This window comes from Aliidiomarina celeris (assembly GCF_003316875.1).
GTDB lineage: Bacteria > Pseudomonadota > Gammaproteobacteria > Enterobacterales > Alteromonadaceae > Aliidiomarina > Aliidiomarina celeris.
This window is the reverse complement of sequence record NZ_QMIL01000001.1, coordinates 814,370-839,438: the sequence shown is the minus strand read 5'-3', so window position 1 is coordinate 839,438 and position 25,069 is coordinate 814,370. Positions and strand designations below refer to the sequence as shown.

At 51.9% G+C, this 25,069-nt stretch carries 19 protein-coding genes and 1 pseudogene; 14 read left to right on the top strand and 6 right to left on the bottom strand.

The genetic code is table 11. The features are described 5' to 3' along the window. Positions 1 to 2 precede the first annotated feature (2 nt). Positions 3 to 809 carry an FAD:protein FMN transferase gene (locus DQW12_RS03950; RefSeq protein WP_113906531.1) on the top strand — a complete coding sequence of 269 codons (807 nt, stop codon included), beginning with the start codon at positions 3 to 5 and terminating at the stop codon, positions 807 to 809. 22 nt (positions 810 to 831) lie between these two features. After that, the gene (gene nqrM / locus DQW12_RS03945) at positions 832 to 1,098 is read left to right on the top strand and encodes a (Na+)-NQR maturation NqrM (RefSeq protein ID WP_113906530.1); all 267 of its coding nucleotides are present in this window, start codon (positions 832 to 834) and stop codon (positions 1,096 to 1,098) included. Here the strand turns inward: nqrM and DQW12_RS03940 are convergent. Further along, a complete protein-coding gene (locus DQW12_RS03940) occupies positions 1,095 to 2,129 on the bottom strand; it encodes a WD40/YVTN/BNR-like repeat-containing protein (protein ID WP_157957843.1) in 1,035 nt (344 codons plus the stop codon). The two genes, nqrM and DQW12_RS03940, sit on opposite strands and share 4 nt — an antisense overlap. A 205-nt stretch (positions 2,130 to 2,334) precedes the next feature. On the opposite strand from DQW12_RS03940, the gene DQW12_RS03935 reads away from it, so the two are divergent. After that, the gene (locus DQW12_RS03935) at positions 2,335 to 3,354 is read left to right on the top strand and encodes a CpcT/CpeT family chromophore lyase (RefSeq protein ID WP_157957842.1); all 1,020 of its coding nucleotides are present in this window, start codon (positions 2,335 to 2,337) and stop codon (positions 3,352 to 3,354) included. Here the strand turns inward: DQW12_RS03935 and DQW12_RS03930 are convergent. Then, complete coding sequence (locus DQW12_RS03930; RefSeq protein WP_113906527.1) at positions 3,351 to 4,148, bottom strand: S1/P1 nuclease; 798 nt, start codon at positions 4,146 to 4,148, stop codon at positions 3,351 to 3,353. The genes DQW12_RS03935 and DQW12_RS03930 overlap by 4 nt on opposite strands. After that, on the bottom strand, positions 4,132 to 4,884 hold the full coding sequence (locus DQW12_RS03925; protein ID WP_113906525.1) for a YciK family oxidoreductase: 753 nt from the start codon (positions 4,882 to 4,884) through the stop codon (positions 4,132 to 4,134). The genes DQW12_RS03930 and DQW12_RS03925 overlap by 17 nt, the downstream gene beginning before the upstream one ends. 213 nt (positions 4,885 to 5,097) lie before the next feature. On the opposite strand from DQW12_RS03925, the gene DQW12_RS03920 reads away from it, so the two are divergent. Both DQW12_RS03920 and sohB read left to right on the top strand, forming a co-directional pair. After that, positions 5,098 to 7,539, top strand: a complete 2,442-nt coding sequence (locus DQW12_RS03920; RefSeq protein WP_113906524.1) for a VolA/Pla-1 family phospholipase — start codon at positions 5,098 to 5,100, stop codon at positions 7,537 to 7,539. A gap of 263 nt (positions 7,540 to 7,802) precedes the next feature. Next, positions 7,803 to 8,816: a protease SohB gene (sohB, locus tag DQW12_RS03915; protein WP_198683887.1), complete on the top strand. Its 1,014-nt coding sequence runs from the start codon at positions 7,803 to 7,805 to the stop codon at positions 8,814 to 8,816. A gap of 2 nt (positions 8,817 to 8,818) precedes the next feature. Here sohB and DQW12_RS03910 read toward each other — a convergent pair whose 3' ends face one another. Both DQW12_RS03910 and DQW12_RS03905 read right to left on the bottom strand, forming a co-directional pair. Further along, entirely contained in the window at positions 8,819 to 10,048 is a 1,230-nt protein-coding gene (locus tag DQW12_RS03910; protein ID WP_113906522.1) for an iron-containing alcohol dehydrogenase, read from the bottom strand. Between the two features lie 80 nt (positions 10,049 to 10,128). After that, positions 10,129 to 11,019 carry a DUF368 domain-containing protein gene (locus tag DQW12_RS03905; RefSeq protein WP_113906521.1) on the bottom strand — a complete coding sequence of 297 codons (891 nt, stop codon included), beginning with the start codon at positions 11,017 to 11,019 and terminating at the stop codon, positions 10,129 to 10,131. Positions 11,020 to 11,357: 338 nt separating this feature from the next. Here DQW12_RS03905 and DQW12_RS03895 point away from each other — a divergent pair. The 4 genes and pseudogenes from DQW12_RS03895 to DQW12_RS03880 all read left to right on the top strand — a co-directional run. Beyond that, a pseudogene (locus DQW12_RS03895) lies at positions 11,358 to 11,516 on the top strand (Fic family protein); the annotation flags it as partial. Between the two features lie 305 nt (positions 11,517 to 11,821). Continuing rightward, complete coding sequence (gene prfC, locus DQW12_RS03890; protein ID WP_113906520.1) at positions 11,822 to 13,411, top strand: peptide chain release factor 3; 1,590 nt, start codon at positions 11,822 to 11,824, stop codon at positions 13,409 to 13,411. Between the two features lies 1 nt (position 13,412). Then, complete coding sequence (locus tag DQW12_RS03885; protein ID WP_113906519.1) at positions 13,413 to 15,293, top strand: M1 family metallopeptidase; 1,881 nt, start codon at positions 13,413 to 13,415, stop codon at positions 15,291 to 15,293. Between the two features lie 28 nt (positions 15,294 to 15,321). Next, positions 15,322 to 16,620, top strand: coding sequence for a dicarboxylate/amino acid:cation symporter (locus tag DQW12_RS03880; protein WP_113906518.1), 1,299 nt, complete (start codon positions 15,322 to 15,324; stop codon positions 16,618 to 16,620). A 9-nt stretch (positions 16,621 to 16,629) separates the two neighbouring features. Here DQW12_RS03880 and radA read toward each other — a convergent pair whose 3' ends face one another. Continuing rightward, the gene (radA, locus tag DQW12_RS03875) at positions 16,630 to 17,997 is read right to left on the bottom strand and encodes a DNA repair protein RadA (protein WP_113906517.1); all 1,368 of its coding nucleotides are present in this window, start codon (positions 17,995 to 17,997) and stop codon (positions 16,630 to 16,632) included. A 133-nt stretch (positions 17,998 to 18,130) separates the two neighbouring features. Here radA and DQW12_RS03870 point away from each other — a divergent pair, with 133 nt between their 5' ends. The 5 genes from DQW12_RS03870 to ettA all read left to right on the top strand — a co-directional run bounded on the left by DQW12_RS03870 (position 18,131) and on the right by ettA (position 25,024). Then, the gene (locus tag DQW12_RS03870; RefSeq protein ID WP_113906516.1) at positions 18,131 to 20,647 is read left to right on the top strand and encodes a PilZ domain-containing protein; all 2,517 of its coding nucleotides are present in this window, start codon (positions 18,131 to 18,133) and stop codon (positions 20,645 to 20,647) included. Then, complete coding sequence (locus DQW12_RS03865; protein WP_113906515.1) at positions 20,647 to 21,414, top strand: ABC transporter substrate-binding protein; 768 nt, start codon at positions 20,647 to 20,649, stop codon at positions 21,412 to 21,414. Before DQW12_RS03870 ends, DQW12_RS03865 begins: the two co-directional genes overlap by 1 nt. Further along, positions 21,407 to 22,426, top strand: a complete 1,020-nt coding sequence (locus DQW12_RS03860; protein WP_232819869.1) for a FecCD family ABC transporter permease — start codon at positions 21,407 to 21,409, stop codon at positions 22,424 to 22,426. Before DQW12_RS03865 ends, DQW12_RS03860 begins: the two co-directional genes overlap by 8 nt. A 28-nt stretch (positions 22,427 to 22,454) precedes the next feature. After that, positions 22,455 to 23,156, top strand: coding sequence for an ABC transporter ATP-binding protein (locus DQW12_RS03855; RefSeq protein ID WP_113906514.1), 702 nt, complete (start codon positions 22,455 to 22,457; stop codon positions 23,154 to 23,156). A gap of 200 nt (positions 23,157 to 23,356) precedes the next feature. Then, on the top strand, positions 23,357 to 25,024 hold the full coding sequence (gene ettA / locus DQW12_RS03850) for an energy-dependent translational throttle protein EttA (RefSeq protein ID WP_113906513.1): 1,668 nt from the start codon (positions 23,357 to 23,359) through the stop codon (positions 25,022 to 25,024). The last annotated feature ends 45 nt before the right edge of the window (positions 25,025 to 25,069 follow it).

Below are 25,069 nucleotides of genomic sequence, written 5' to 3'. Positions count from 1 at the left end.
CAATGATGCGTTTAATTTCGTGTCAGGTAATGAAATGGCTGGCCCCGTTGGGGCTGGCCGTTTTTGCGTCTGCATGTACAGAAATGCCTGAGCCTCGTATTGCACAAGGGCAAGTGCGAGATTTACAGTTCAATGTGGTTTATGTAACGGCCAACAGTAACCAAACCGAAGCGCGGGTAAGTGAGCGCGTGCGTGGCTTGGTAGAGCATATTGAACTGCAATTTTCGAGTGAGTACGAAAACTCAGAAGTAAATAAAGTGAATTTATGGCGCTCTACTGAGCCTATGGTGCTTACTCGCGAGTTGGAAGCCTATTTAACCACTGGCGTTGAGCTCTATTTACTTACCCAAGGTGAATTGTCTTTATTTAGCGAGGGCGGTAGCAACAGCGCACCCATTCGCATTCAGAACCATCAATTGGTAAAAGCCGACCGCAACGTAACCCTCAACTATGACATGCTGCTGCACGGCTTTATGGTAGACCGGGTAGCGGAATTGATGGAATTGATGAGTGTTGAGCATTACGACATTGAAATTAATGGCCAGCGCCGCGTGGGCCATGTGGAAAAAAGGCAGTTGCAACATGTTGCACAGAGTGCCACCCGCTTTGCCGAGAACGGAACCAACCTGGTTGTTACTCATGAAAGCGCAGCCATGGCGAGTGCATTAAGTGCCTGGCTGGCGAGTATGAGTGAGCAAGACGCGCGCGCAACTACCGCACGGTTAGGGCTACCTGCAGCCATTGGGCAAGGTGAAAATGGCGCGGCAACGCGTTATACTGGGCAAACTATTCAAGCTGTTTCGCTATAAAGCACGCACTGAGAGGTAACGCATGCAAACCCTAATTTTAGCTTTCATTCTAATGCTACTGGTATTTGGCGGTATGGCCATTGGGGTGATGGTACAGCGCAAATCTATAGCGGGCAGTTGCGGTGGTATTGGCGCGTTAGGCATGGAAAAAGCGTGCGACTGCGACAACCCGTGCGACAAAAAGCTAAAGCGCATGGGCGCTGAAGAGAAAGTACACAGCGAGCGCTTAGCGAAAGAGCAAGAGCGCTTAGCGAAAGAAAAGGCCTGGCAAGAAAAGCGGATTCATTAAAATTGAATCCGCACCAAAGTTTGGCCTGCTTGATCGCCGCCGTGCGTTAGCGCCCAGCAGGCTTCTTCTGCATAACAACTTAATGCTTGCACGCCAAAGTTACCTATCTGTTGCCAATTCCATTCGTTGTTTTCTATGGGCTTTTCACTGGTGTGAAAGCCTTCAGCGTTGCCAATCATAACCTGGTTACCACTGTGTAGGAGCAGTTTAAGTGCGCTTGAGTAAGTAGCGGGCAGTGGTACAGCAGTGAAGGGCGTGTCGCTGTTGCGCCGAACATGTAGAAGTTGTGCGCGCTCGGAGCTGCCACCGGCTAACAGAAACTCGCTCTCGCTGTATGGCCACACCGCTTCTATGCCGGCGTTAAGCCCCGCGGCCATAGGTGTGTTCTCAACTTGAAAACGCAGGCTATTGCGGCCTTTGTAGATCATGCGCGCTTGCTCAGCGTTGCGGGTACCCATAAGCCAGGTGTCGTTTTCAAAACGTGCACAAGACTGACTGTCGTTGCTGGCTTGCTCCGCATGCTGCGGCCGTTCGGAAAAGCCGCTGCGAGAACTGATCCAATGGGTGCCATTACTGCTCCGCACCACATGCCAGTTGTCGTGCAGGGTGTCGGCGAGAATCCAAGCTTCGCCGTCTGGGATCATGGCGAAGCAGCGCAATTGCTCGTCGCCGTTCCCGCGATAGAGCCGACGCCAACTGAAGCCGGCATTACGGGTAATATAAAGGCGCGACAATTCGCCGCGCCCGGAAGTGAGCACATAAGCATGGCGGTCGTCTTGCGCGCTGATTTGCCGAATAACCGGATGATTACTTGCGCCAGCGGGGGTCTGTAACTCAAAGTTTTGCCCGCCGTCGGTGGAAAGCGCCACCACGCCATTGTTCGAGCCGAGCCAAATAATGTGTTCAGTGGGCGCCGAAAGGCTTACCCATTGGCCTTCGGGAAGAATAAGCTCCGCTTCTATACTCGGGCTTGCGTGCGCTGAAGCGGCGAGAGTTACTGTGGCAATAGCGCTTGCTAAGAAAGACAACATGAAGGTGTTTTTTTTGGTTTTTCTCATAGTTTGCGATGACTGCCTGTATTGCAAATAGGAATGATGAGCCATAGTGCCCGATTATCTGACCCGCTACAAATACGTAAGTTCTCGGTGAAGTGTTCACTTTTACCCCCAATCTAGGGTAGGTTAATGCCTTTGTAACGCAGCGGCATAGGCCTCTGCTAGAATGAACAGGATTTTCATGACCCGTTTGCAACAACTTTCAATCGCTTTCACTGTTCTGATCTCAAGCCCTTTAGTGGCGGCTGAAACCAGCGCCGATGTAGCGCCTGCGCCGCTTTCAAAAGAACAACAGCGGGAGCAGCTGTTAGCGCTCTACCCTGGCACCTATTCGAACTTTTTCCCGTCGACGCGCGACCCAGACGCGGTCGCGAGCTTTCCGCCTGTGGTGCAGCGGGTTAGGCCCGCCAAACTGGATACCGGTGAAACGGTGTTATTAGTGGAACAACGGTTTTTGCATGAAAGCCAGTATTTTCGCCGGCAGGTGTATCGGTTTGTGGTGGAGTCGCGGTTGTTTTCGAGCGAACAAACATTAGTGCAGTATACGTTCGTCTTTAGCGAGGAGAGCGCAGGGCCTGTGAATATCGAGCAGCCGATTGCGCTGGCAGATTTACAGCGTTTGCCAGGCTGTGAAGTAAAATGGACCCAGCAAAACGACGCCTATGAAGGCTATCGCGACCCAGAGCAGTGCTATTTTCAAGACGAGAGCGGTGCGCAAATTTATTTTGAGAGCCAGCTTAGGGTAGAGCCTGAGCGGGTGTCGGTGATTGAAACGCTATACGACGCAGCGCGCGAGCCAGTGGAAACCGCAGAAGGGGGCTCTGGTGGCGCAATGGTGAGTGAGCCTATTCGCTTTTTTGACATGACAGTAACGTTTTTACCCTCGGGCGCAAATGGAGAGAACGACAACGAGTGGATTGCGGTAGAGGGTGACAAGCGCGTTCATGATCACGGTCAGCGCATTAACTTACGAACCGTAGCGGAACAGCAGTTATTGCCTTATCAGGTACAGGTAACCAAACACGCCGAGCATGCCGAGGTTTTAACCATACGCGTTTATGCTTTGGGCGAAGAACAACCGATACACCAGTGGCAAATTGCGGCCGAGAACGGCCGGTGGTTTCATGAGGAGTTACCGCTCCGGGTAGAGCTGCGCGAAGCAGACTACCACGGAACGATATTGGCAACAGACGAAGATTAAGAGCGGTCTTGCGCTGCAGCCGCTTCAATAATAAAGGCAAGGCGCTGGGCGGCGTGAACCAGTTGCTGGCGAACAATGGGTTTTGCGCGCTCAACGTAAGCTTCGTTGACGACGCTGCCTTGCTCAATGCCGGCATAGGCATATTCGCGCGCTAAGTGGTTTGACTCATTGGCCCAACTTAATACCGCGGCGTACAGGTCACTCGGGGCGCTTGGCAATGGATATTCTGCTGCCATGCGGGCCGGTTCGGGTAAGTTCTTGCCACGAATAATAACCGAGTCCCAGAACGAGTGTAAGTTGGTTTCGTTGTCGCGGTAGGTTAAGCGCAAACTGTTCCCTCCGCGATCGCGGGCAAAGCCTAAATGCAGCGGCTGATGAATGTCGGTGATCCAGTGGGTAAGGGTGCGCAGCGCTTCGGCTTTTTCTTGCGCGCTGGCGCTGGTGCTTAACAACACGTCGAGGTCGTTATAGGTGGCGCCCACCACACAACGGCGATTTGGGCAGTCGCGTTCGAGGTCCATTTCGGTTTGTTCTGGCGGAATGTTGGCAAAGTGCAGAGGGCCCATCCAGCGGCCTTCTTCCGTGCCGCGCACGCGATCGGCCCATGTGGCCGTGGTAGCGAGCGATTCTTCACCCACCAGTTCCAGGTGCTTAGCAACCCAAGTTTGCGCTTGGGGCGACAAGTAGGCCCAGGTGACGTTGCCAATATATTCATGGCCTTGAAAGCCCCAGCTGAATGCTTTTGGCGCGGCAAGGGCGATAATAAGAAGAGCAATACTAGCGAGTTTGCGCATCGAGAGACGCTCCTGTTACATCAACACTGTCGTCGGCCATAAGGTATAAATAGGTTGGCATGAGATCAGCTGGGGTTTTAAGTAGGCCTACGTCTTCCGCCGGATAGGCTTTTGAGCGCATCACGGTGCGGGTAGCGCCGGGATTGATAACATTCACTCGAATGCTGCTGTTTTCGTATTCGTCGGCAATAACCTGCGCCAAGCCTTCGATGGCAAACTTGGATACCGCGTAAGGCCCCCAGTGCGCGCGCCCTTGGCGGCCAACACCGCTGGAGGTGAATACAATGGAACCGTGTGGCGCTTTTTCCAGCGCTGGAATGAGCGCCTTGGTCATCATAAATTGGGCCGTTACATTCACTTGCAGTACGTCGTTCCATGTGGGAAGGTCGATATGCGTGAAGGGCGACAAGACGCCAAGTATGCCGGCGTTATGTAACACCCCGTCGAGTTTGCCAAACTGGTCAATAATAGTGGCGGCCATGTCGCGATAGTGATTCTCGATGGCGCCTTTCATGTCGAGCGGAATAATGGCGGGTTCTGGACCGCCGGCGGCGACAATTTCGTCGTACACGGCTTCTAGTTTTTTGACCGTGCGACCGAGTAGAATAACGGTTGCGCCATGGGCGGCGTAGGTTTTTGCCGCTTCACGGCCAATGCCGTCGCCGGCACCTGTAACCAGAATAACTTTGCCGGTAAGGGCATTTGCAGGAGCTTGATAGTTTTGATGTAACTGCATATTTCCAACTTTATGATTAGACTTGTGCATTAGTATTCTACATATTGTACAGTAAGACGGTTGTTGATCTCAGCTTGAACGCATGAAGTTTAAAGAAAAATCTTTAATCTTTACGGCGGGCAGTGTATAAAACTCGTTAACAAATACCCAAAGTGGGCCCAAAATAAGCCCTCGTAGGGCTAGAATTAGAACAACAAGGATTGGGGAAACCTCATGAAAAAATTGTTTCTGTCATTGGCAGTCACTTCAGCGCTCGGTTTAACCGGCTGTTTGTCAGACGGCGAACGTGCGCCAGTAACTGAAGAAGAAATTAATATCTCAGCCACCCGGGTGGTGTTTGACCCAGGTAATAGCAAACTTACAATTCCTACCGATATTTTGTTGGGTGGAACGACAGACGGTACCCTCAATCTGCCGGTTGCCAACCCAGACAACTATGCGGACCCACAGGCTGCTATTGCGGCGCTTGACGGCTGGTCGACGGCCATGCCATTCGAATTCGAATTCGATTTAGCATTCGACCAAGACGGCAACCAAATTGCAGTGGACTCGGGAACGGTAACCGCAACCGGCGGTATTCGTATTTTTGAAGCTGTAATGGGTGCTGATCAGTCGGTTGAGGAGTGTGCGGCGGTTCCTGCTGGCGCGGTGTGTACCATTACCGGAGAGCTACAGCAAGGAGTCGACTTTACCGTAGTGTGGAACAACGGCAAGGCGCAAATTGTGCCGCTGCGTCCTTACAAGCCAAAAACTGGCTATGTTGTTGCCCTAACCGACAATATTGAAGACGCGTTAGGCCGCTCTATTAAGCCTTCTACAACGTATTACACGCTGAGCAAGCCGATTGCGACCGACCCTATTGGCGGTGCGCAAGAGCAGGCCTTGCAAGGTATTATTAACAGCCAACGCGGTGCGCTAGCGGCTGCGGGTGTAGACGTTGACACTATCGTACACACCAACTCATTTACCACACAGTCGGTGAATGACGTATTGGGTGTTGTGAAGCAAATGATGCTTACTCAAGAGTTGGCACCGGTGCTTACAGCAGGCCCTGCGGGCATTACAGCGGCCGACGCGCTTATTGGCGCAGGTCAACTACCGGCGGATCCGAGCAACCCGAATGTGCAAATTGCCAGTGCGGCGCAGCTTTATGCAGGCTCGGTACGTCTGCCATACTTCAGCGCCTTACCCACAGATGCCAATCCACAGGCGCCATTGACAGGCCGCTGGCAGGCAACTGCAGTAAGCCCGGCGTCGATTCAAATTGGTTTACAAAATGGTGTAGTTACGCAAGAAGAAATTGCCGGTATTTTGGTACAGCTTGGTTTAGACCCAGCGCAAGTGCTGTCGAACCCTGCGTTACTTGCTGGGGCAATTCCTTACGAAATGGCACCTGAAGCCCTTTACAACCCGAACTGGCCGGCAGAAGGCGCGCGTGGTTATGACCAAGGTCGTCACCTCACCAAGTTCAACCCTATTCCACGCCCACAAACGCTGCAAAACGTGCCATTGTGGATGTCGGTACCCGACGTAAATGTGGTAAACGCCATTCGTGGTGCGCAGGGTATGGACCCAATTAGTGAGCCGGCGGGCGGTTGGCCGATTGTAATCTTCCAGCACGGTATTACCGGCACGAAAGAAAACTTCTTGCCTATCGCGGGTACCTTAGCGTTGTTTGGTCATGCGGCTGTCGCCATTGACCATCCCCTGCACGGTGAGCGTGGCTTCCCAGGTGGTATTAACGCCACTTCAGGGCAAGGTTCGCCAACTAACTACCTGAACCTTGCGAGCTTGCTCACTGCGCGTGATAACCTACGCCAGTCGGTTTCCGACTTGTTGGGCTTGCGTTTGAGCTTGTCGAATGGTGCTGCGAACTTTGGTGGTGCGGCCATTAACGGTAACGACGTGAAGTTTGTGGGCCATTCACTTGGTGCAATGGCGGGTCATAACTTTGTAGCCATTGCGAACACGCCGTTAACGGGTGACGCTGCTCCTGCTTCGCCGCTGTTTAGCGTTCGTGCTGCTGCTTTAGGCATGCCGGGTGGCGGTATTGCGCCGTTCTTGCTTGAGTCACAAAGCTTTAGCCCACTGATTGGTGCCTTGTTAAGCTTCCAAAGCTTCCCTGCCTTTGCGGAGTATGCTTTAGAAGAAGCAACCAACTCAGGTGTGGTGCCAGGTAGCGATGCGTTTATGGCGAGCTTACCAGCTTATTACATGGCGTATTACCAAGGCGGTATTGCCTCTGCACAAGAAGTTGCGGCTTTACAAGGTTTGTTGGGGCAATTCCAGTTTGCGGCGCAAACCGTGATAGATTCCGCTGACCCCATTAACTTTGCTCGCACCATGGTGGCAACTGAAACGCCTGTATTCTTAATTCAAGCACAGGGTGATGCTACCATTCCGAACAGCACTGCACACCCGTTGGGTGGAACAGAGCCACTGATTCGTGAATTAGGCTTGCCGGGTATTACGGGGCTCACTCAGTCTGAAGACGGTTCACCGATTTCAGGTGCTGCGCGCTATCGCTTAGGCGGCCACAGCGGCTTGCTAGCGCCGGTTGACCCTGCTACCACAGCCAACCAACAACAAGTCATCGGAACTTGGTTCCAGAGCAACATGTTGATGTTACCGGTAAATCCAGAACTTGTGGACTAACCGCTAGGTAACGGACGAAAAGCCTGCCTCGCGCAGGCTTTTTTTTAACCCCAACTACGGGGTCAGATAACACTCCAACGGGGTCAGAGCAAACTTTTTCGCTCCAGATTTCAATGTTTTGTTGATGAATTTCGGATTACAGCGTTGAATTGTATCTGACCCCCTTGCTTGGAGGGCGCGGAAATAGTGGAACTGGGGGGGCGGAAGTGTTATCTGACCCCGTGGTTGGTGGTATGATTTGGTTTTGGTTTTGAGAGGTGTGTATGGTGGATTTTTTATTGGCGTTGTGGGCGGACTACGGTTCGTTTTTATTGAAAACGGTGACGATCGTGTTTGCTGTGGTGTTTGTGGTGGGGATGGTGGCGAATGCAGCGCAGCGCCAGAAGTCGAGTGAGGGTGAGCTGCAGATCGATAACTTAAGCGATGGCTTGCGCGATACGGTAAATGACATGCGCCTAAGCTTAGCGTCGGGTAAGGCGCGTAAGCAGCTTGCGAAAGCATTAAAGAAAGAGAAGCCGAGCGACGCTGAGAAGAGTCGTTTGTTTTTAATTGATTTTAAAGGCTCAATGGACGCCAAAGAAGTTGAGAGTTTACGCCGCGAGGTAACGGCGATTATTAGCGTAGCCAGCGACAAAGACGAAGTATTGGTGAAGCTGGAAAGCCCAGGTGGTGTTGTGCATGGTTATGGGCTTGCTGCGGCGCAGCTTAAGCGCTTGCGCGATCATAAGCTGAAGGTGACCATTGCGGTGGACAAAGTGGCGGCCAGTGGCGGTTACATGATGGCCTGTGTGGGCGAAGAGATAGTAGCGGCACCCTTTGCGGTGATTGGCTCTATTGGTGTGTTGGCTCAAATTCCAAACTTTCATAAGGTGCTGAAAAAGAACGATATCGACTTTGAGCAAATTACCGCCGGTGAATACAAGCGCACGTTAACGGTATTTGGCGAGAACACCGACAAAGGGCGGGAGAAGTTTAAAGAAGAAATTGAGTCGATTCACGACATGTTTAAGCGCTTTGTGAAAAGCCAGCGCGAGCAGCTCGACATTGACGCCGTGGCAACCGGTGAGGTGTGGTACGGGGAAGAGGCGCTTGCGAAAGGCTTAGTTGACCGTATTGCTACTAGCGACGATTTGTTATTGGAAGCGGTGAAGAGTAAAGACGTAATTCGCGTGCGCTACAAGCCGAAAGTGAAGCTAGGCGAGAAAATTGCTCAACAAGCGACGGCTGCAGTGGAACATTCGGTACTGAAATGGTACCAAAACAGCCGTTTTTACTAAGTTTACCCTGTAGGTTTTAACATGCCGTGCAAAACCATTTGCATTTGGGCATGAGTAAAATAGCGCGGTACAGCATAAGTGAACCGCGCTTCTGCTCTGGCGGCTTTGCTAATTGCAGCAATGTCGCCAGGCTGTAACGCTTCCACATAGGTTGGAATTGCGAACTCCTTGTTCATCTCCTTTATTTTTTCAATCAACGCCTTTGCCTGTTCCATGTCGTTCGCCCCTTCGGCTTTGGCGCTCGTGTGGATACTGCAGTGCTGCGCGAGCTTGGCCAGCCTTGGTGCGGCTTGGGGCAGAGAAGCGCTGAGCACATGCGGCATAACAATGGCATTGGCGAGCCCGTGCGGCAGGTGGTAACGTGCACCGAGGTTGTGGGCAATAGCATGCACATAACCCACACCCGCAATGGTAAAGGCTTGGCCCGCAAGTTTTGAGGCTTCGGCCATTTGTTGGCGGGCTTGTTCATTACTGCCGTTATGAAAGGCCTCGGGCAGATATTTAAAAATGCGCTTGGCGGCATTGAGTGCGCGCACATCGGTTTCGGCGGTGGCATTTTTCGACACAAAGGCTTCAATAGCATGAGTGAGCGCATCCATACCTGTGGCAGCGGTAATTGCCGGCGGTAAACCGAGCATTATTTGTGCGTCGAGTGCCATAGCGCTGGGAATGAGTCGAGGGTCGATAACGGCGAGCTTGCGTTGCGCTGCGGTGTCGGACACCACGGCGGCGATGGTGACTTCGGAGCCGGTGCCCGCTGTAGTGGGAATGACAAAAAGCGGTTGAATGCCTTTACGCACTTTGAAAAGCCCCGCTAATTTTAGAACCGGCTTTGGGTTTAAAGCGCGAGCGGCAATAAGCTTGGCGGCGTCAATAACCGAACCTCCACCTATCGCCAGAACCGCTTCGGCGCCAGAATTCACAAAAGCGAGCAGTCCGGCCTCAATTTGTTCCGCTGGCGTGTCGGGTTGAATTGTGTCGTAAACGCTGTAACTCAGTTTAAGTGCATCGAGTTCGGCCAGTACCGGAGCTACTACGCCGGCGTTAACCAAATTGTGGTCGGTAACCACGAATACACGGGTGAAACCCTGGCTTTGTATATGGCGGAGTAATTCTTGAATGGCACCGGCGCCGATAAATTCTTGTGGCCAAACAATGGGTAATTTAGCAGTAACGAACTTGAATATGCGCATGTAGCCGCGCAAGAACAGGGTTTCGAGAGTAAACAGCATGAGCTTAACCTAACCGAATGTGGAATGACTGTGTGCAATCTGACCACATTCGGCGAGCGCCCGCAAGCAGGGTTAAGCGGTTATTGTGCTTCGGTTTTTTCGGAGAACAGTGTTTCTAAATGCAACAGCGCTTGAATAAGTAGTGCGCCGGCAAAAAAGGCCAGCACAGCCAGTGCGAGCGACGCACTGCCGCCTGTGAGTTCCGCGAAACGGGCAGGGCTTACTAAGTTGTTGTCGACCTGCCACGGCCAAATTCGAAATAACGCCCCCAGTACAATGCCCGAAAGGAAGGCAAGCATGGCATTGTGGGCGTGCGCTAGTGCCCATTTGAGCACCCTTGAGAACAGCATCAGCCCGCTGACACAGCCGAGTGCGAACAAGGCTAAAATACCGAGTTGTAAATTGCTGACGGCCTCGGTTATGGGCGCGTACATGCCCATGATTAATAACAGGAAGCTACCCGAAATGCCCGGTAGGATCATGGCGCAAATGGCGATAAATCCAGCGAAGAAAAACAGCCATGCAGAAGGGTTGCTGTGCATGGGTGTAAGGGTGGTAATAAGTACGGCGAACACGGCGCCAAGCGCAAAAATAAAGGCACGCGCGGCGTTCCATTTTACGTTGCGAACCAATAGCGGAAAGGAGGCGATGATTAAGCCATTGAAAAACGCCCACAAGGGAACGGGATGAAATTCAAGCAAGTAACTAATTAAGCTCGCAAGGGTAAAAATAGCAGTAAGAATGCCGGCGAAAATGCAGAGTAAAAAGGTGCCGTCGATATGCCGCCAAGTGGCTTTAAGTTGGCCGCGTAGCAGGAGCTTGATCGCCGTTAAATTAAACGAGGTGAGTGCATTAATAAAGCGCTCGTAAATGCCTAAAATAAACGCCAAGGTTCCACCCGATACACCGGGTACAACGTCGGCCATGCCCATAGCTGCGCCTTTAATAAGCCACTGTAAATAAGTTTTCATCGGTGTTCCTTTGCGATACGGGTAGGTTACCGTTGTTTAACGGCTAACTTTACGAATAGCTTCTTTAGTAGAAAGATGCGTTAGTTTAACCAAGCTTTGCGACTTTGCGAACCATGATTTTTTGTGCAATTGAAACGAGTGATTAAATTTCTACGTGTTGTGAAGCATTTAAACATCGTAACTTTGTAGCTGGTGCATACTCAAGAGCTCCCATGCCTGGCTTTCCCACAGATTGGAGGCGTTGCAGTGGCTTATGTCACTCGGTGAACGCACAGATGGTCTAGCAGAATTAATGTTAGATGCGGTGGAAAATTTAGACTCGCCGCTCTAGATTCTTTGCTTGGGCTGCGATAACTCACTTTTGGTTTGTGACGCTCCACCCGTTGGATGACGTAAATGGTAGAATCACCCGCTTACTTACTGATTTGGCACTGGCACAGGCTGAGCGTCAATCAATCCGTTATTATACAATGCCAGTAAGGATTTTAGCCAACCGCTTGTCGTCATCTAGCGGCTTTGGTTGAGCTTGGTTGCTTGGTAAAAAGTGAAGCCGGGGGAGGAGCACTCGGTACAAGCTCGCGCTCTTGAGTTGAAACCGCGACCGCATCCAACTGCGCGCCGCGAACGACGGGTGAATATCGCAAACTTTAACAGAAATGGGGTATTGATTGTTTATAAAGCGAAGATCAGCGAAAATAGCGGCTACTACTGATTAATATTACGAATAACACGCGTGCAGCATGGGCGAAACGTGCTCGCACTGATGTGTATAAATTCGCGTATCAACGAAAAGAATCTATTCATGACAAACCAAGATTTTCTTAACGAAATCAAGAAGCGACGTACCTTTGCTATCATCTCGCACCCTGATGCGGGTAAAACCACCATTACTGAAAAGGTGCTGTTGCACGGGCAGAAAATTCAAAAAGCCGGCACGGTAAAGGGCAAAAAGTCGGGGCAGCATGCTAAGTCAGACTGGATGGAAATGGAAAAGGAGCGGGGTATTTCTGTAACGACCTCGGTAATGCAGTTCCCGTATCATGATGCATTGGTCAACCTACTCGACACGCCGGGCCACGAAGACTTCTCGGAAGACACCTACCGCACGCTTACGGCTGTGGATTCATGCTTAATGGTTATAGACGCCGCCAAAGGTGTTGAGGAGCGTACCATTAAGCTGATGGATGTAACGCGTTTACGTGACACGCCCATTATTACCTTTATTAACAAGCTCGACCGGGATATTCGCGACCCACTGGAATTGTTGGACGAAGTAGAAAGTGTGCTTAATATTTTGTGTGCGCCTATTACTTGGCCCATTGGTCAGGGGAAGAACTTTAAGGGTGTTTACCATATTCTGCGCGACGAAACGATTTTCTATAAAACCGGGCAAGGGCACCGTATTCAAGATCTCGACGTGATTAAGGGCATTGACAACCCCGCGCTTGATCAGCGCATTGGCGTTTATGCCGAAGAGTTGCGCGAGCAAATTGAATTAGTGAAAGGCGCGTCGCACGAATTTGACTTAGAAATGTTTTTGTCGGGCGACCTTACGCCGGTGTACTTCGGTACGGCACTCGGCAACTTTGGTGTCGACCACATGCTTGACGGGTTGGTGGAATGGGCGCCGAACCCGCAGCCACGAGCTACGGAACAAGGCACGGAAGTGGTGGCGACTGAACCCAAGTTTTCTGGTTTTGTGTTTAAAATTCAAGCCAATATGGACCCGAAGCACCGCGATCGCGTCGCCTTTTTGCGCATTGTGTCGGGGGTGTACGAAAAAGGCATGAAAATGAAGCATGTGCGGGTAGGCAAAGACGTGCGCATTGCCGACGCACTAACCTTTGTTGCGGGTGATCGAGAAGCCGTAGAAACGGCATTTCCGGGCGATATTATTGGCCTGCACAACCATGGCACCATTCAAATTGGCGACACCTTTACTTGGGGTGAAGACTTCAAATTCTCGGGTATTCCGAACTTTGCGCCCGAACTGTTCCGCCGTATTCGGTTGAAAGATCCGCTCAAACAAAAGCAGCTGTTGAAAGGCTTGGTGCAGCTTGCCGAAGAAGGCGCGGTGCAAGTATTTCGACCGCTCACCAACAATGATTTAATTGTGGGCGCGGTGGGTGTGTTGCAGTTCGACGTGGTGGTGCATCGGTTAAAATCGGAATATAACGTGGAAGCCATTTATGAAAACATTCAGGTGAACACCGCACGTTGGGTGAACAGTAGCGACGCGAAGAAACTTGACGAGTTTCGTCGTAAAGCCGAACACAACTTGGCCCTCGACGGTGGCGACAATTTAACCTACATTGCACCGACCATGGCCAACCTTTCGCTCACCCAAGAGCGTTACCCGGATATTCAATTCCACCGAACTCGTGAGGTGTAACATGCGTTTTTATGCTGCCGCAGCAGTGTTGCTGCTTTTTCTTGCCGGATGTTCCGACGCCCCTGAAACGGCCCGCTTTGAGCCGAGTGAACACAACCGTGTTGCCACGCCCACGCAAGACGCCCATAGTTTTGCCAATGCCAACCAAGTACGTACGCGCCATTTACACCTAAGCTTAGAGGTAAATTTTGTGCGTAAACAATTAATTGGCACAGCGGAATATACGCTTGATTTTGTTCAAGAAGACGCTGAGCAAATTGTGTTTGATACCGATTACCTGACAATTGAGCGGGTAGAGGCATTCGACGGCACGCAATGGTTTGATACGGTTTTTGTGTTGGGTAACCGCGACCAAGTATTGGGCTCGCCGCTGTATGTCGACTTGCCCGCTGGCTCTGAGAAAGTACGTATTCACTACGCCAGCTCGCCAAATGCCACGGGGCTCGACTGGGTTGACCCAGCAGGTACTGCGGGTGGTGAATATCCGTTTTTATATAGCCAGTCGCAACCACATTACGCGCGCACCTGGATTCCCATTCAAGACACACCTGCCGAACGTTTTACCTTTACCGGTGAGCTTTACACCCCAGCAGAGCTGATTGGTTTAATGGGCGCGAATAATCCGCCACACCCAGAACGCACTGGTTATTATCAATTTGAGTCGACCCAGCCTATTCCGTCTTATTTAATGGCGATTGCAGTGGGCGATTTGGCCTTTGCCGAATTGAATGAGCGTATGGCTATTTATGCCGAGCCGTCGGTGATTGACGCGGCGGTGGCTGAGTTTGGCTATACCACCGATATGATGGACGCCACCGAAGCCTTGTTTGGCCCCTATGCGTGGGACCGTTATGACCAAATTGTGTTGCCGCCAAGTTTTCCTTGGGGCGGTATGGAAAACCCGCAGTTGGCGTTTTTAACGCCAACGGTAATTGCCGGCGACCAGAGTTTGGTGAGCCTAATTGCCCATGAACTGGCGCACAGTTGGTCGGGTAATTTGGTAACCAATGCCAGCTGGCGCGACTTGTGGCTGAATGAAGGTTTTACCAGCTATGTGGAAAACCGCATTATGGAAGCGGTTTATGGTGAAGAGCGCGCGTTAATGGAGCGTATGCTCGACGCACAGTCTTTAGTGTCAGCCATGGCCGGGCTAACAGAACGCCAGCAGGTGCTTTATATTGAGCTGGGCCAGCGAGATCCAGACACTGTGTTTACCTCGGTACCCTACACCAAAGCGCAGCAGTTTTTGTTCTTTTTAGAAGATCGTTTTGGCCGTGAGCGGTTTGATGCTTTTGTGCGCCAATACTTTGCGGATTTTGCCTTTCAAAGCGTAAACACCGACCAATTCAGAACCTACCTGCAAGCGAATTTACTCGCTAAATATGCGGGTGTGGTGAGCTTGGCGGAGGTTGACGAGTGGCTTTATCAGCCTGCTTTACCGGACACCATGCGTATTCCTGAAGTGGACGCCTTTGTGAAGGTTGACGCCGCAGTAGCTGCATGGCTAGCAGGAGATACGATTGAGAAAAGCGCGTGGTCTATTCATGAGCGTATTTATTTCTTGCGACAGTTACCTGCAGACATGAGTTCGGCGCAGTTGGAACGCCTCGATGAGGAGTTTACACTCACTGCAAGTGGTAATAATCAAGTGCTGAGCACTTGGCTGCCGATCGCCATTCGACACAACTATGCACCGGCGATGCCTCGGGTAGAACAAATGCTCACCAGCATGGGCCGTAACTCGATGATTGCGCCTGTGTATGGTGCCTTAGTTGAAACGCCTGCGGGGCACGCGCGAGCTGTGGCTATTTATGAGCAAGCCAAGCCGCGCTATCATCAGTTAACGCGAAATGCGGTAGAGGCGATTCTTTACCCTGAATAATTCATAAAAATAACAACAAGGTGTATTCATGAGTGCAAAAAAGCTAGGACTCACCGGTAAGATTTTGATTGGTATGGTGGCGGGCGCCATTTTAGGGGTGATATTGAACCCTCTGAATGTCGACGGCAGTACCGTACAGTTTGTATTTGTAGACGGTATTTTCCGTGTTTTGGGCGAGTTTTTCATTACCAGCTTAATGATGCTTGTGGTGCCCTTGGTGTTCTTCTCGTTAGTGGTGGGCACCTGTTCGTTAAGCGACCCTGCAAGCCTCGGGCGGTTAGGGGGCAAGGCCGTTGGGTTGTACCTGATGACCACGGCAATTGCGATTACGCTAGCGCTTGCTGTCGCCAATATTGTAAAGCCCGGCCGTAGTGGTGCGCTCGAGCGGCCCAATGTGGGTGAATTTGACGCCGGCGAAGCGCCTAGCTTTCTCGATGTGCTAATCGACATGGTGCCGCGTAACCCCATTGATGCTATGGCTGAAGGCAACATGCTGCAAATTATAGTATTTGCACTGTTATTCGGTATTGCGATGGCCCTTGCCGGTAAACCCGGCGAGCGCCTAAAGGTGGTATTTGAAGACGTGAACGAAATCATCATGAAATTGGTGATGTTGCTTATGCACGTTGCACCTTATGGTGTGTTTGCGTTAATGGCGCGGGTATTTGCCGATCTAGGTTGGGGCGAAGTACTGCAAGGTTTGCTGCTTTATTTCGGTACCGTATTCTTGTTGTTGGTGTTCCACGGTTGGGTAATGTACCCCCTTATTCTCACTGCGCTGACGCGTTTGAACCCGCGTATGTTTTTAAAGAAAATGGCGGGTAACCAAGTGTTTGCATTCAGTATTTCAAGCAGTAACGCCACTATTCCGGTAACCTTGCGTACGGTGAAACAGCGGCTTGGAGTCGATAACTCGGTGGCCTCGTTCACGGTACCGCTTGGCGCAACCATTAATATGGACGGCACCGCCATTATGCAGGGTGTTGCGACCGTATTTATTGCGCAAATTTATGGCATTGAACTGACCATGGCGCAGTACTTAATGGTGATTGGTACGGCTACGTTGGCCTCGATTGGTACGGCGGGTGTGCCGGGTGTAGGCCTGATTATGCTAGCCATGGTGCTGCAGCAAGTGGGCTTGCCGGTGGAAGGTATTGCACTGATTCTCGGTGTTGACCGCTTGCTGGACATGACTCGCACTGCGGTAAATATTACCGGCGACGCCATGGTAACCACGGTTGTAGCGAAAAGCGAAGGCAAGCTGGACGAAGCGATTTACAATGACCCTGAAGCAGGGTTGGCAAATCGCTCGCGCAGCGATACGTAAAACCTTTAACTACAGCAATTCCAGAGCCTCTGAAATTGTGCGTACGCCCTGTACGCTCATACCTTCAGGGGCTTTTTTGGGCACATTTGCAATAGGCACAATAGCACGGCTGAAACCATGTTTGGCTGCTTCGTTAATGCGCTCTGAGCCATTGGGTACGGGCCGAATTTCCCCCGACAGGCCAACCTCGCCAAATACAATGAGATCGCGCGGTAACTCTTGGTCTTTAAAGCTCGACACAATGGCGAGCAACAAGGCGAGATCGGCACTGGTTTCGGTAATACGTACGCCACCCACCACATTGACGAATACGTCTTGGTCGCCGAGTGCTAAGCCGCCGTGGCGGTGCAATACGGCAAGCAATAAGGCCAACCGATTTTGCTCGGTTCCTACCGCCACTCGGCGTGGGTTCGACAGCTGCGAATGGTCCACTAAGGCTTGAATTTCAACCAACAGGGGCCGCGTGCCCTCCCACACCACCAGTACCACCGAGCCGGTGCCATGCTGGTCGCCGCGTGAAAGAAAAATAGCGGAAGGGTTTTTTACCTCTTTTAAACCCGAGCCGGTCATGGCAAACACGCCTAACTCGTTCACCGCACCAAAGCGGTTTTTAGTGCCACGCAAGGTGCGGTAACGGCCGTCGGCGTCGCCGTCGAGCATTACCGAACAGTCGATACAGTGTTCAAGCACTTTCGGCCCGGCTAAGGTACCGTCTTTGGTGACATGGCCGACCATAATAATGGCAACGTGGTTCTGCTTGGCGTAGCGAGTGAGATAAGCTGCAGTTTCACGCACCTGCGAAACGCTACCGGGCGCCGATTGAATGTCACTTAAATGCATGACCTGAATGGAGTCGATCACCATAACTTTGGGCTGTTCTTGGTCGGCCAACTGGCAAATGGTTTCCACCGAGGTTTCCGCTAGCATTTTTAGTTTGTTAGTGGGCAAGTTTAGCCGCTGGGCACGCATGGCAACCTGCTGTAACGATTCTTCGCCGGTTACGTAGAGGGCAGGCATTTTCTCTGCCAATAAGCACATGGTTTGCAGCAATAAGGTACTTTTACCGGCGCCCGGTGAACCGCCAATGAGAATCGCCGAACCGGGCACAATGCCGCCGCCAAGCACGCGGTCAAATTCATTGAAGCCACTGGAAAAGCGCGGTACTTGCTGTAAGTCCACTTCGCTGAGTAGCTGCACTTTGGCTTCGGTTTGGCCAGCGAAGCCCGAGCGCACGTGTTGCCGCGCGGGGCTACTGCCCAGCCGCACTTCGCTGATGGTGTTCCAGCTACCACAGGCGGAGCATTGGCCCGCCCAGCGAGGATAATCGGCACCACACTCGGTGCACACGAAGGCGGTTTTTTGCTTAGCTTTTGCCATTGTTTATTGGGTGTCCTCGGCGTATAGTTTTCGGTTGCAAGAGAGGGAGCGAGCCAGAGAACTCGACATAGCCCTTCAGAGTATTGATAATTGACCGAAAACAATAATAACGTAAGCAATTGATCAGGAACAGATGACAATGGAAGAAGCGGCGCGGAAGCAGCTTATTGAGCAGCTGAAACCGTTCGTTCATGAGCCTGAGTTCGATAAGATCTTCGCCATGTTAACGGCCGACATGCCAGGACCCAAAAGGTTTCAACTTAAGTCTGAGTTGAGAAGCTTGGCTGCGCCGTGCAATCGCCAAATAGATTTACGCAAGCGGGTGGACGGCGAGGTGCAACCCTACGAGCACAAGGGCCATATTCATTACCTCGACGCGCTAGCGATTAGCATTTTTGAAGATGGTTTAGAGCGCTACCACGGGGTGTTTACCCAAGACACCTACGACCGCATTATGAATGCGGAGAATAATTATCGGGTAATGGCAGAGCGTGAGAAGAAGCAGCTGCTTGCCGCAAAAATTAGAGAAGAGCGACTCAACGACGGCAAAAGTAATACTGCTCCCGCTGCTGAGCAACCGGCTGAAGCCAACACCCCTAGTAGTAACGCTTTAGCGGTTCCTTATTTTTCTTTTGGCCGTTACGTTACCCGCCGCGAAGAGCGGATGAACTATGCTGGCGCCGTAGAGCTAGGTATTGGTGAACATAAAATTCCGGCAATTACCTCCGACATTTCACTCAGCGGTATTTGTGTGCGGCTGAAAATGGACGCGGTGGCGGTTCGCGCCTTGAATTTGGCCGAAGGCAACAAGGTTACGGTACTTTTTACCGCGTTTACGAAAGACTTCACCCTCGACATAAACCACGGTGTTGGCTATACGCTGGTGGGCATTGACCGCCGGGCGAAAGGCACTTACTTGCGCTTAAAACGCAATAGCGATGAAGCCTATGACGACTTTGACGCGTTTTTGTCGCGTTTTATTTCTGGCTACAAGCATCGCTACAAAGTGAATGTAGACAATATTGTAGAAGCCGTGGCGTCGAAGGCGCACGAGCAACTGTATTTGCCGCGCATGGTGTCGGTGCCGTTATTCTTTAAGCGCGCAGAAAAACGAATGTTCCCGTACTTGGCGCTCGAAGCCGAAATGAACGGCAACATTCTGGACGCATGGACCAACGAGTCTAACAGCTGTGTGGTTGGCGGCATGTTCTCTGGCGCTCGTTTGTCGCGGTTATTAGCGGCACTGAAAACGAACCCTAAAGGCGTAGCGGAAGTCGTTGTGTATAGCTTTCAGCTGCTCAGAAATGGCCGCAGCCACTTTTACTCGGCTACGCAAAATGAACTACAGAATCCGGAAACGAAACGTGTATTTTTAGGCTATGCTAGCCGCCGAGCGCATTTTAAAGTGTACCGATTTACCCTCGCCAAGCTTGATATCGGTAAAGCGTGGATTCCATCCACCTTACCCAAAGACGTAGCGGAGCGCGAAGGTATGGTGCAGCGGCCACCGTCGCCGGTGGTGATGAAAGAATTAGGCGGGCTTACCCACATTGGGGTGTTAACCGACATTACCCCAGACCCACGGGTGTACCATGGTTATGAATTTGAGAAAGAAGAGCTGCCGCAACTGAATGCGTTTGCGCACCCCACCAGAGGGCTAAAGCCCCTGCGCCGCGCCCCGCTGAACTATGTAAACGTGCGTTCGGAGAGCCGTTTTAATTATCGCAGCCAAGTGCGAGTTTCTGCCGACGGCGAGTCGCAACTCGGTGTGTTACGGGACTTTTCCACGCTGGGCATGCAAGTAGAAGTTGAGCGGCCAATGAACATTCAGAAAGGCACAGTAGTGGACATTGACTTACTTCAGTTTGCCAAAAGCCACGCCAGCTTTGACCTGAAAAAGCTCCCCTACCGCGTTATGCATGCCAGCCCCGATCGCACGGTTATGCACCTGAAAGTAGAAAAGAAAGGCGCCGAGCACAATGGTCAGAACTTCTTCTCGCACTTAATTCATAACCATGCCAAAGCGCTGAAAATGGCCGAGCAAACCGGAACTCAACACGGCTTACAATTGTGTTTACGGAACCTGTATTGCAACGCGTTAATGTCGTTGCCGCTGTTTATTAAAAAACCGAAAGGTGATGTAACCGAGTTACATCGAGTCGGCGTGTCGTTGCTCGACGAACCAGTGAAAACCAGTTGTATGGCGTTCTCGCGTGGCTCGAAATTGAATCTTACGCCCATTCTCGACGAAGACTTTATGAACGGCAGCTTGTTTAAATACGCAAAAGCTATGAATGAGCAGTCGCGCCCGTGGTCGACCATTGTACTGGTTACCCGTTGGGTCGAGAAAGGCAAGCTAAGGGTACGGCGCTTGCGGTTGACCGACGCTACAGACCCCGCCTTAGCGAAAGAGTTTATTCAAATAGGCATGGAGCGCGGGGAAGTGTCAGCACTGCGCTATATTATGGTGGGGACCGGCAAACCCGACACCGAATTTGTCGCCAATGAATTTCGCTATTTAAATGAGTACGCACCGCACCGTGCCGAAGCCATTGAGGCCGAAATTTGGAGCAACATCGCCATTGTAGACGTAGTACCCGTAACCGACGAAGTGATGTTCCGCTTGGGCATTTCTACTGCCTCCTCGTAATGCGTTCTTCTATTTTCCGCGTGCTCATAGTGCTGGCAGTGTTGGGCGTTCAGCCGCTGAGTTCAGTTCAGGCCACAGAACGCCTTGTGTCGCTCAACTACTGCTACGACTTTTTGCTGCAACGTTGGGCGCACGATCATCAAGAGTTGCTCGCCAGTACCGACATTGGCCGGCGGTTGGAGCATGTGTTCGCGTTTAATCCCGACTTAGTGCTGGCAAACCGGTTTAATAACCCCGACAGTATTCGACTGCTGCGAGCGCGCGGCATGCAGGTTGAGATACTCGATGAACCATCCACTCTTGTTGGTGTACTGCAACTGTGGCAGCAATTCTCCGAACTGCTGGGTGAACCCGAGCAAGCACTACGGGATATTGCCACGCTTGAAGCCTTGCTTGCTTCGGCTCTCTCGGCGCGGCCTGTTGAACGCTCGAGAGGCAGCTTTATCGCCTATCAAGCCAACCAATGGGCGTGGGGTGGTGGATCATTGCTAAGCGAACTGATGAGCGCACTGGGATTTGAGAACTTAGCCGACAGTACGCAAGTGTTGGTACGCTTAACGCCCGAGCATATTATTGCCATGAAGCCCGATTGGCTGCTCCTCGAGGGGAGCGAGGGAAGCTTTGCACTGGCTCATATTAGCCAGTGGCACGCAGGCCTAAAGCAAGACCATGTGCGCGTGGTTCAATTGTCGCCGGAAATAACCGGCTGTTTGGCCCAGCGCTTGGCCGAAATGGTTCCCAAACTTGAGGAGTTACTCGGTGGTTAAGTCACAGCGCTTATTGTTTTTCATGCTCGTACTCGCGCTCGTTGCAAGTGCCGTTTTAGGCTTGTTTGCGGGACCGGTGGATGTACCGGTTTGGCAAGTGTTGTTCATCGGCCAGCAAGGTGTGGAGCCAGAGCTTCAATGGGCGCGACAAATTTTACTCGACGTGCGAATGCCACGTGTACTCTTGGCCATTTTAGTCGGGTTTTCGCTCGCACTCGCTGGCGCTGCCATGCAGGGGCTGTTGCGAAACCCGCTGGCAGAGCCGGGCATTATTGGGGTAAGTGGCGGGGCCGCTGTAGTGTCGGTATTTTTACTGTATTTTGGTTTTGCCCTTTGGCAAAGCTGGCTATTGCCGCTTGGGGCAGTGTTCGGCAGTGTGCTGGCACTGGCTGGAGTATTGTTAATTGCTGGCAAAGGTGCCCCTGTGGTTACACTCATTTTAGCCGGCGTTGCGGTTGCGGCGTTTTTGTCTGGTGTGGTTGCGCTGCTGTTGAGCATGGCGCCGAATCCTTTTGCACTGCAAGAACTTACGTTTTGGCTCATGGGCTCAGTGGCCTACCGTGATCTAAATCAACTTGGCTATTTGTTGCCGTTCTTCCTGCTTGGAAGCGTGCTGGTATTGCGCTCAGGGCGGTTTTTACAGGCACTAACGTTGGGCGAAGAAATCGCCAGTAGTTTGGGTTTTGCAGTGGCAGTAGAACGGCTTAAATTGTTATTCGGTGTTGCGCTATTGGTGGGCAGCTCGGTGGCAATGACCGGAATTATCGGTTTTGTAGGCCTTATCGTGCCCCATTTAATGCGCCATGTTGGCGGTGCCGATCCCCGCAAATTACTGCTCAATTCAGCCCTTGCCGGTGCACTCTTTGTGCTGTGGGCCGACATTGCCGTGCAACTCATACCCACAACAACAGAATTACAGGTTGGGGTCGTGCTAACGCTGCTCGGTGGGCCGTTTTTCTTATGGATCTTGCTGCACCACCGCGCACGGTATCTAGGTTTTGGTTCCAGCTGATCAATGAATATAAGCAAAGAGAAAGGTTATGCTTGAGTTTAGCAATGTGAAGTTCGCCTACGGTGAACGCTTGGTGCTTAATCACTTCAGTGCCGCGGTGCCGCGCGGGCAAGTAACCGGTTTATTGGGAGTCAATGGCTCCGGGAAAACTACCTTGTTGCGCCTGGTTGCGGGAGTAGCTGCTCAGCAAAGCGGCAATATTCTGCTCGATTCAGTACCCCTTAGCAGCTATTCCCGCTCGCAACGGGCACGCAAAGTAAGTTACTTAAGCCAACGCGCACAACCGGCCTGGGACATATCTGCGGCAGAGTTGACTGAACTTGGCGCATTACCCTACCCAGAGTGGACCAAACATGAACGGCAAAGCGCAGTTGAGCAGGCCATGGCGCAAACGGATTGCTTGGCCTTCAGTCAGCGTAAGGTCACCGAACTGTCGGCAGGCGAACTACAAAGGGTGTTATTGGCGCGCTTGTTGGTAGGCCATGCGGAGTTCATTCTCGCCGACGAGCCAACGAACGGCTTGGACCCGCGCCACCAACTCGACACCATGGCCTGCTTTCAACAGCTCGCGCAGCAGGGCAGAACAGTGTTGGTGGTGCTACATGACTTGGCTCTTGCGTCGCAGTTTTGTGACCACCTGATTTTTCTGCACCAAGGGAAAGTGCATGCCGCCGGGCCCACCGCCGAGGTTCATACGCCGCGTAACCTGCTCGACGTGTTCTCTATTTAAGCCAGCGTGCCCTTTGGGAGCGTTTTTTAGCAGGGGCAGCAGCGGAGCTCGCCACGCGACCTTTCAGCGCGGGAACAATTTTCCCAAAATTGTTGGCGTGCCCTTTGGGAGCGTTTGCAAGCCTCGCCTACTGACCCTGTGCTTTTTTTTTGTTACACTTGCGCATGTTTATTTTCTTGGTGAAAGGGTGTTGAATTGCCATGGCGCAATATATTTACAGCATGCTACGCGTTAGCAAAGTTGTTCCTCCTAAGCGTACGATTTTAAAAGATATTTCTTTAAGTTTCTTCCCCGGCGCAAAAATTGGTGTGCTCGGCCTTAACGGCGCCGGTAAGTCTACCTTGCTGCGTATTATGGCAGGTGTAGATACCGAGTTTGAAGGTGAAGCGCGCCCACAGCCTGGCACCAAGATTGGCTACTTGCCGCAAGAGCCGCAACTGGACCCAGCAAAGACAGTGCGCGAAATTGTCGAAGAGGCAGTGTCCGACGTAAAGAATGCGCTCACCGAACTCGACCAGATATATGCCGCTTACGCCGAAGAAGACGCAGACTTCGACGCCCTTGCGAAACGCCAAGGTGAATTGGAAGCGATTTTACAGGCAAAAGAAGGCCATAACCTCGACAACGCATTAGAACGTGCCGCCGATGCACTGCGTTTGCCGCCTTGGGATGCGAAAATTGAGCATCTTTCCGGGGGAGAGCGACGCCGAGTCGCGATTTGCCGACTCTTGTTAGAAAAGCCCGATATGTTATTGCTCGACGAACCGACCAACCACTTAGACGCCGAGTCGGTGGCCTGGCTCGAACGCTTCCTGCACGACTACGAAGGCACCGTAGTGGCGATTACCCACGATCGCTACTTCCTCGACAACGTGGCCGGTTGGATTCTTGAACTGGACCGCGGATATGGTATTCCGTGGGAGGGCAACTATTCGAGCTGGTTGGAACAAAAAGACGCGCGCTTGAAGCAAGAAGAGCGCAGCGAAGCCGCACGGCAGAAGTCGATTCAGAAAGAATTGGAATGGGTACGACAAAATCCGAAGGGCCGTCAAGCGAAGAGCAAAGCGCGTATGGCGCGGTTTGAAGAATTGCAAAGTGCCGACCACCAAGCGCGTAATGAAACCAATGAGCTCTTTATTCCACCCGGGCCACGTTTAGGCGACAAGGTTGTGGAAGTGAGCGGTTTGAAAAAGAGTTATGGCGAGCGTGTTCTGATCGACGATTTAACCTTTAGCATGCCAAAAGGCGCCATTGTCGGCATTATTGGTCCGAACGGTGCGGGTAAGTCGACGTTATTTAAAATGATTTCCGGCAAGGAGCAGCCAGATGCAGGTACGGTAGAGCTAGGCGAAACCGTTCAATTGGCGTCTGTAGACCAGTTCCGCGACGACATGGATGCGAAGAAAACCGTTTGGGAAGAAATTTCCGAAGGCCACGATATTTTAAAGATCGGCAATTACGAGATTCCAAGCCGGGCCTATTGCGGGCGCTTTAACTTCCGCGGCAATGATCAGCAAAAACGCATTGGCGAATTGTCGGGCGGTGAACGTAACCGGGTGCATTTGGCAAAGCTTTTAAAAGCCGGCGGTAACCTGTTACTGCTCGACGAACCGACCAACGACCTCGACGTGGAAACCTTACGCGCATTAGAAGAAGCGTTGTTGGAGTTCCCCGGTGCGGCCATGGTGATTTCGCATGACCGTTGGTTCCTCGACCGTATTGCAACGCATATTCTCGACTACCGCGACGAGGGCAAGGTAACCTTCTACGAGGGGAACTACAGTGAATATGAAGAGTATATGAAGAAAACCTTTGGTTCAGATGCAATGGAACCGCATCGTATTAAGTACAAGAAAATAACCAAGTAGTTGCTTAGCGAAAGAGCGACCTTGACTCCTTAATTTTGATAGCGC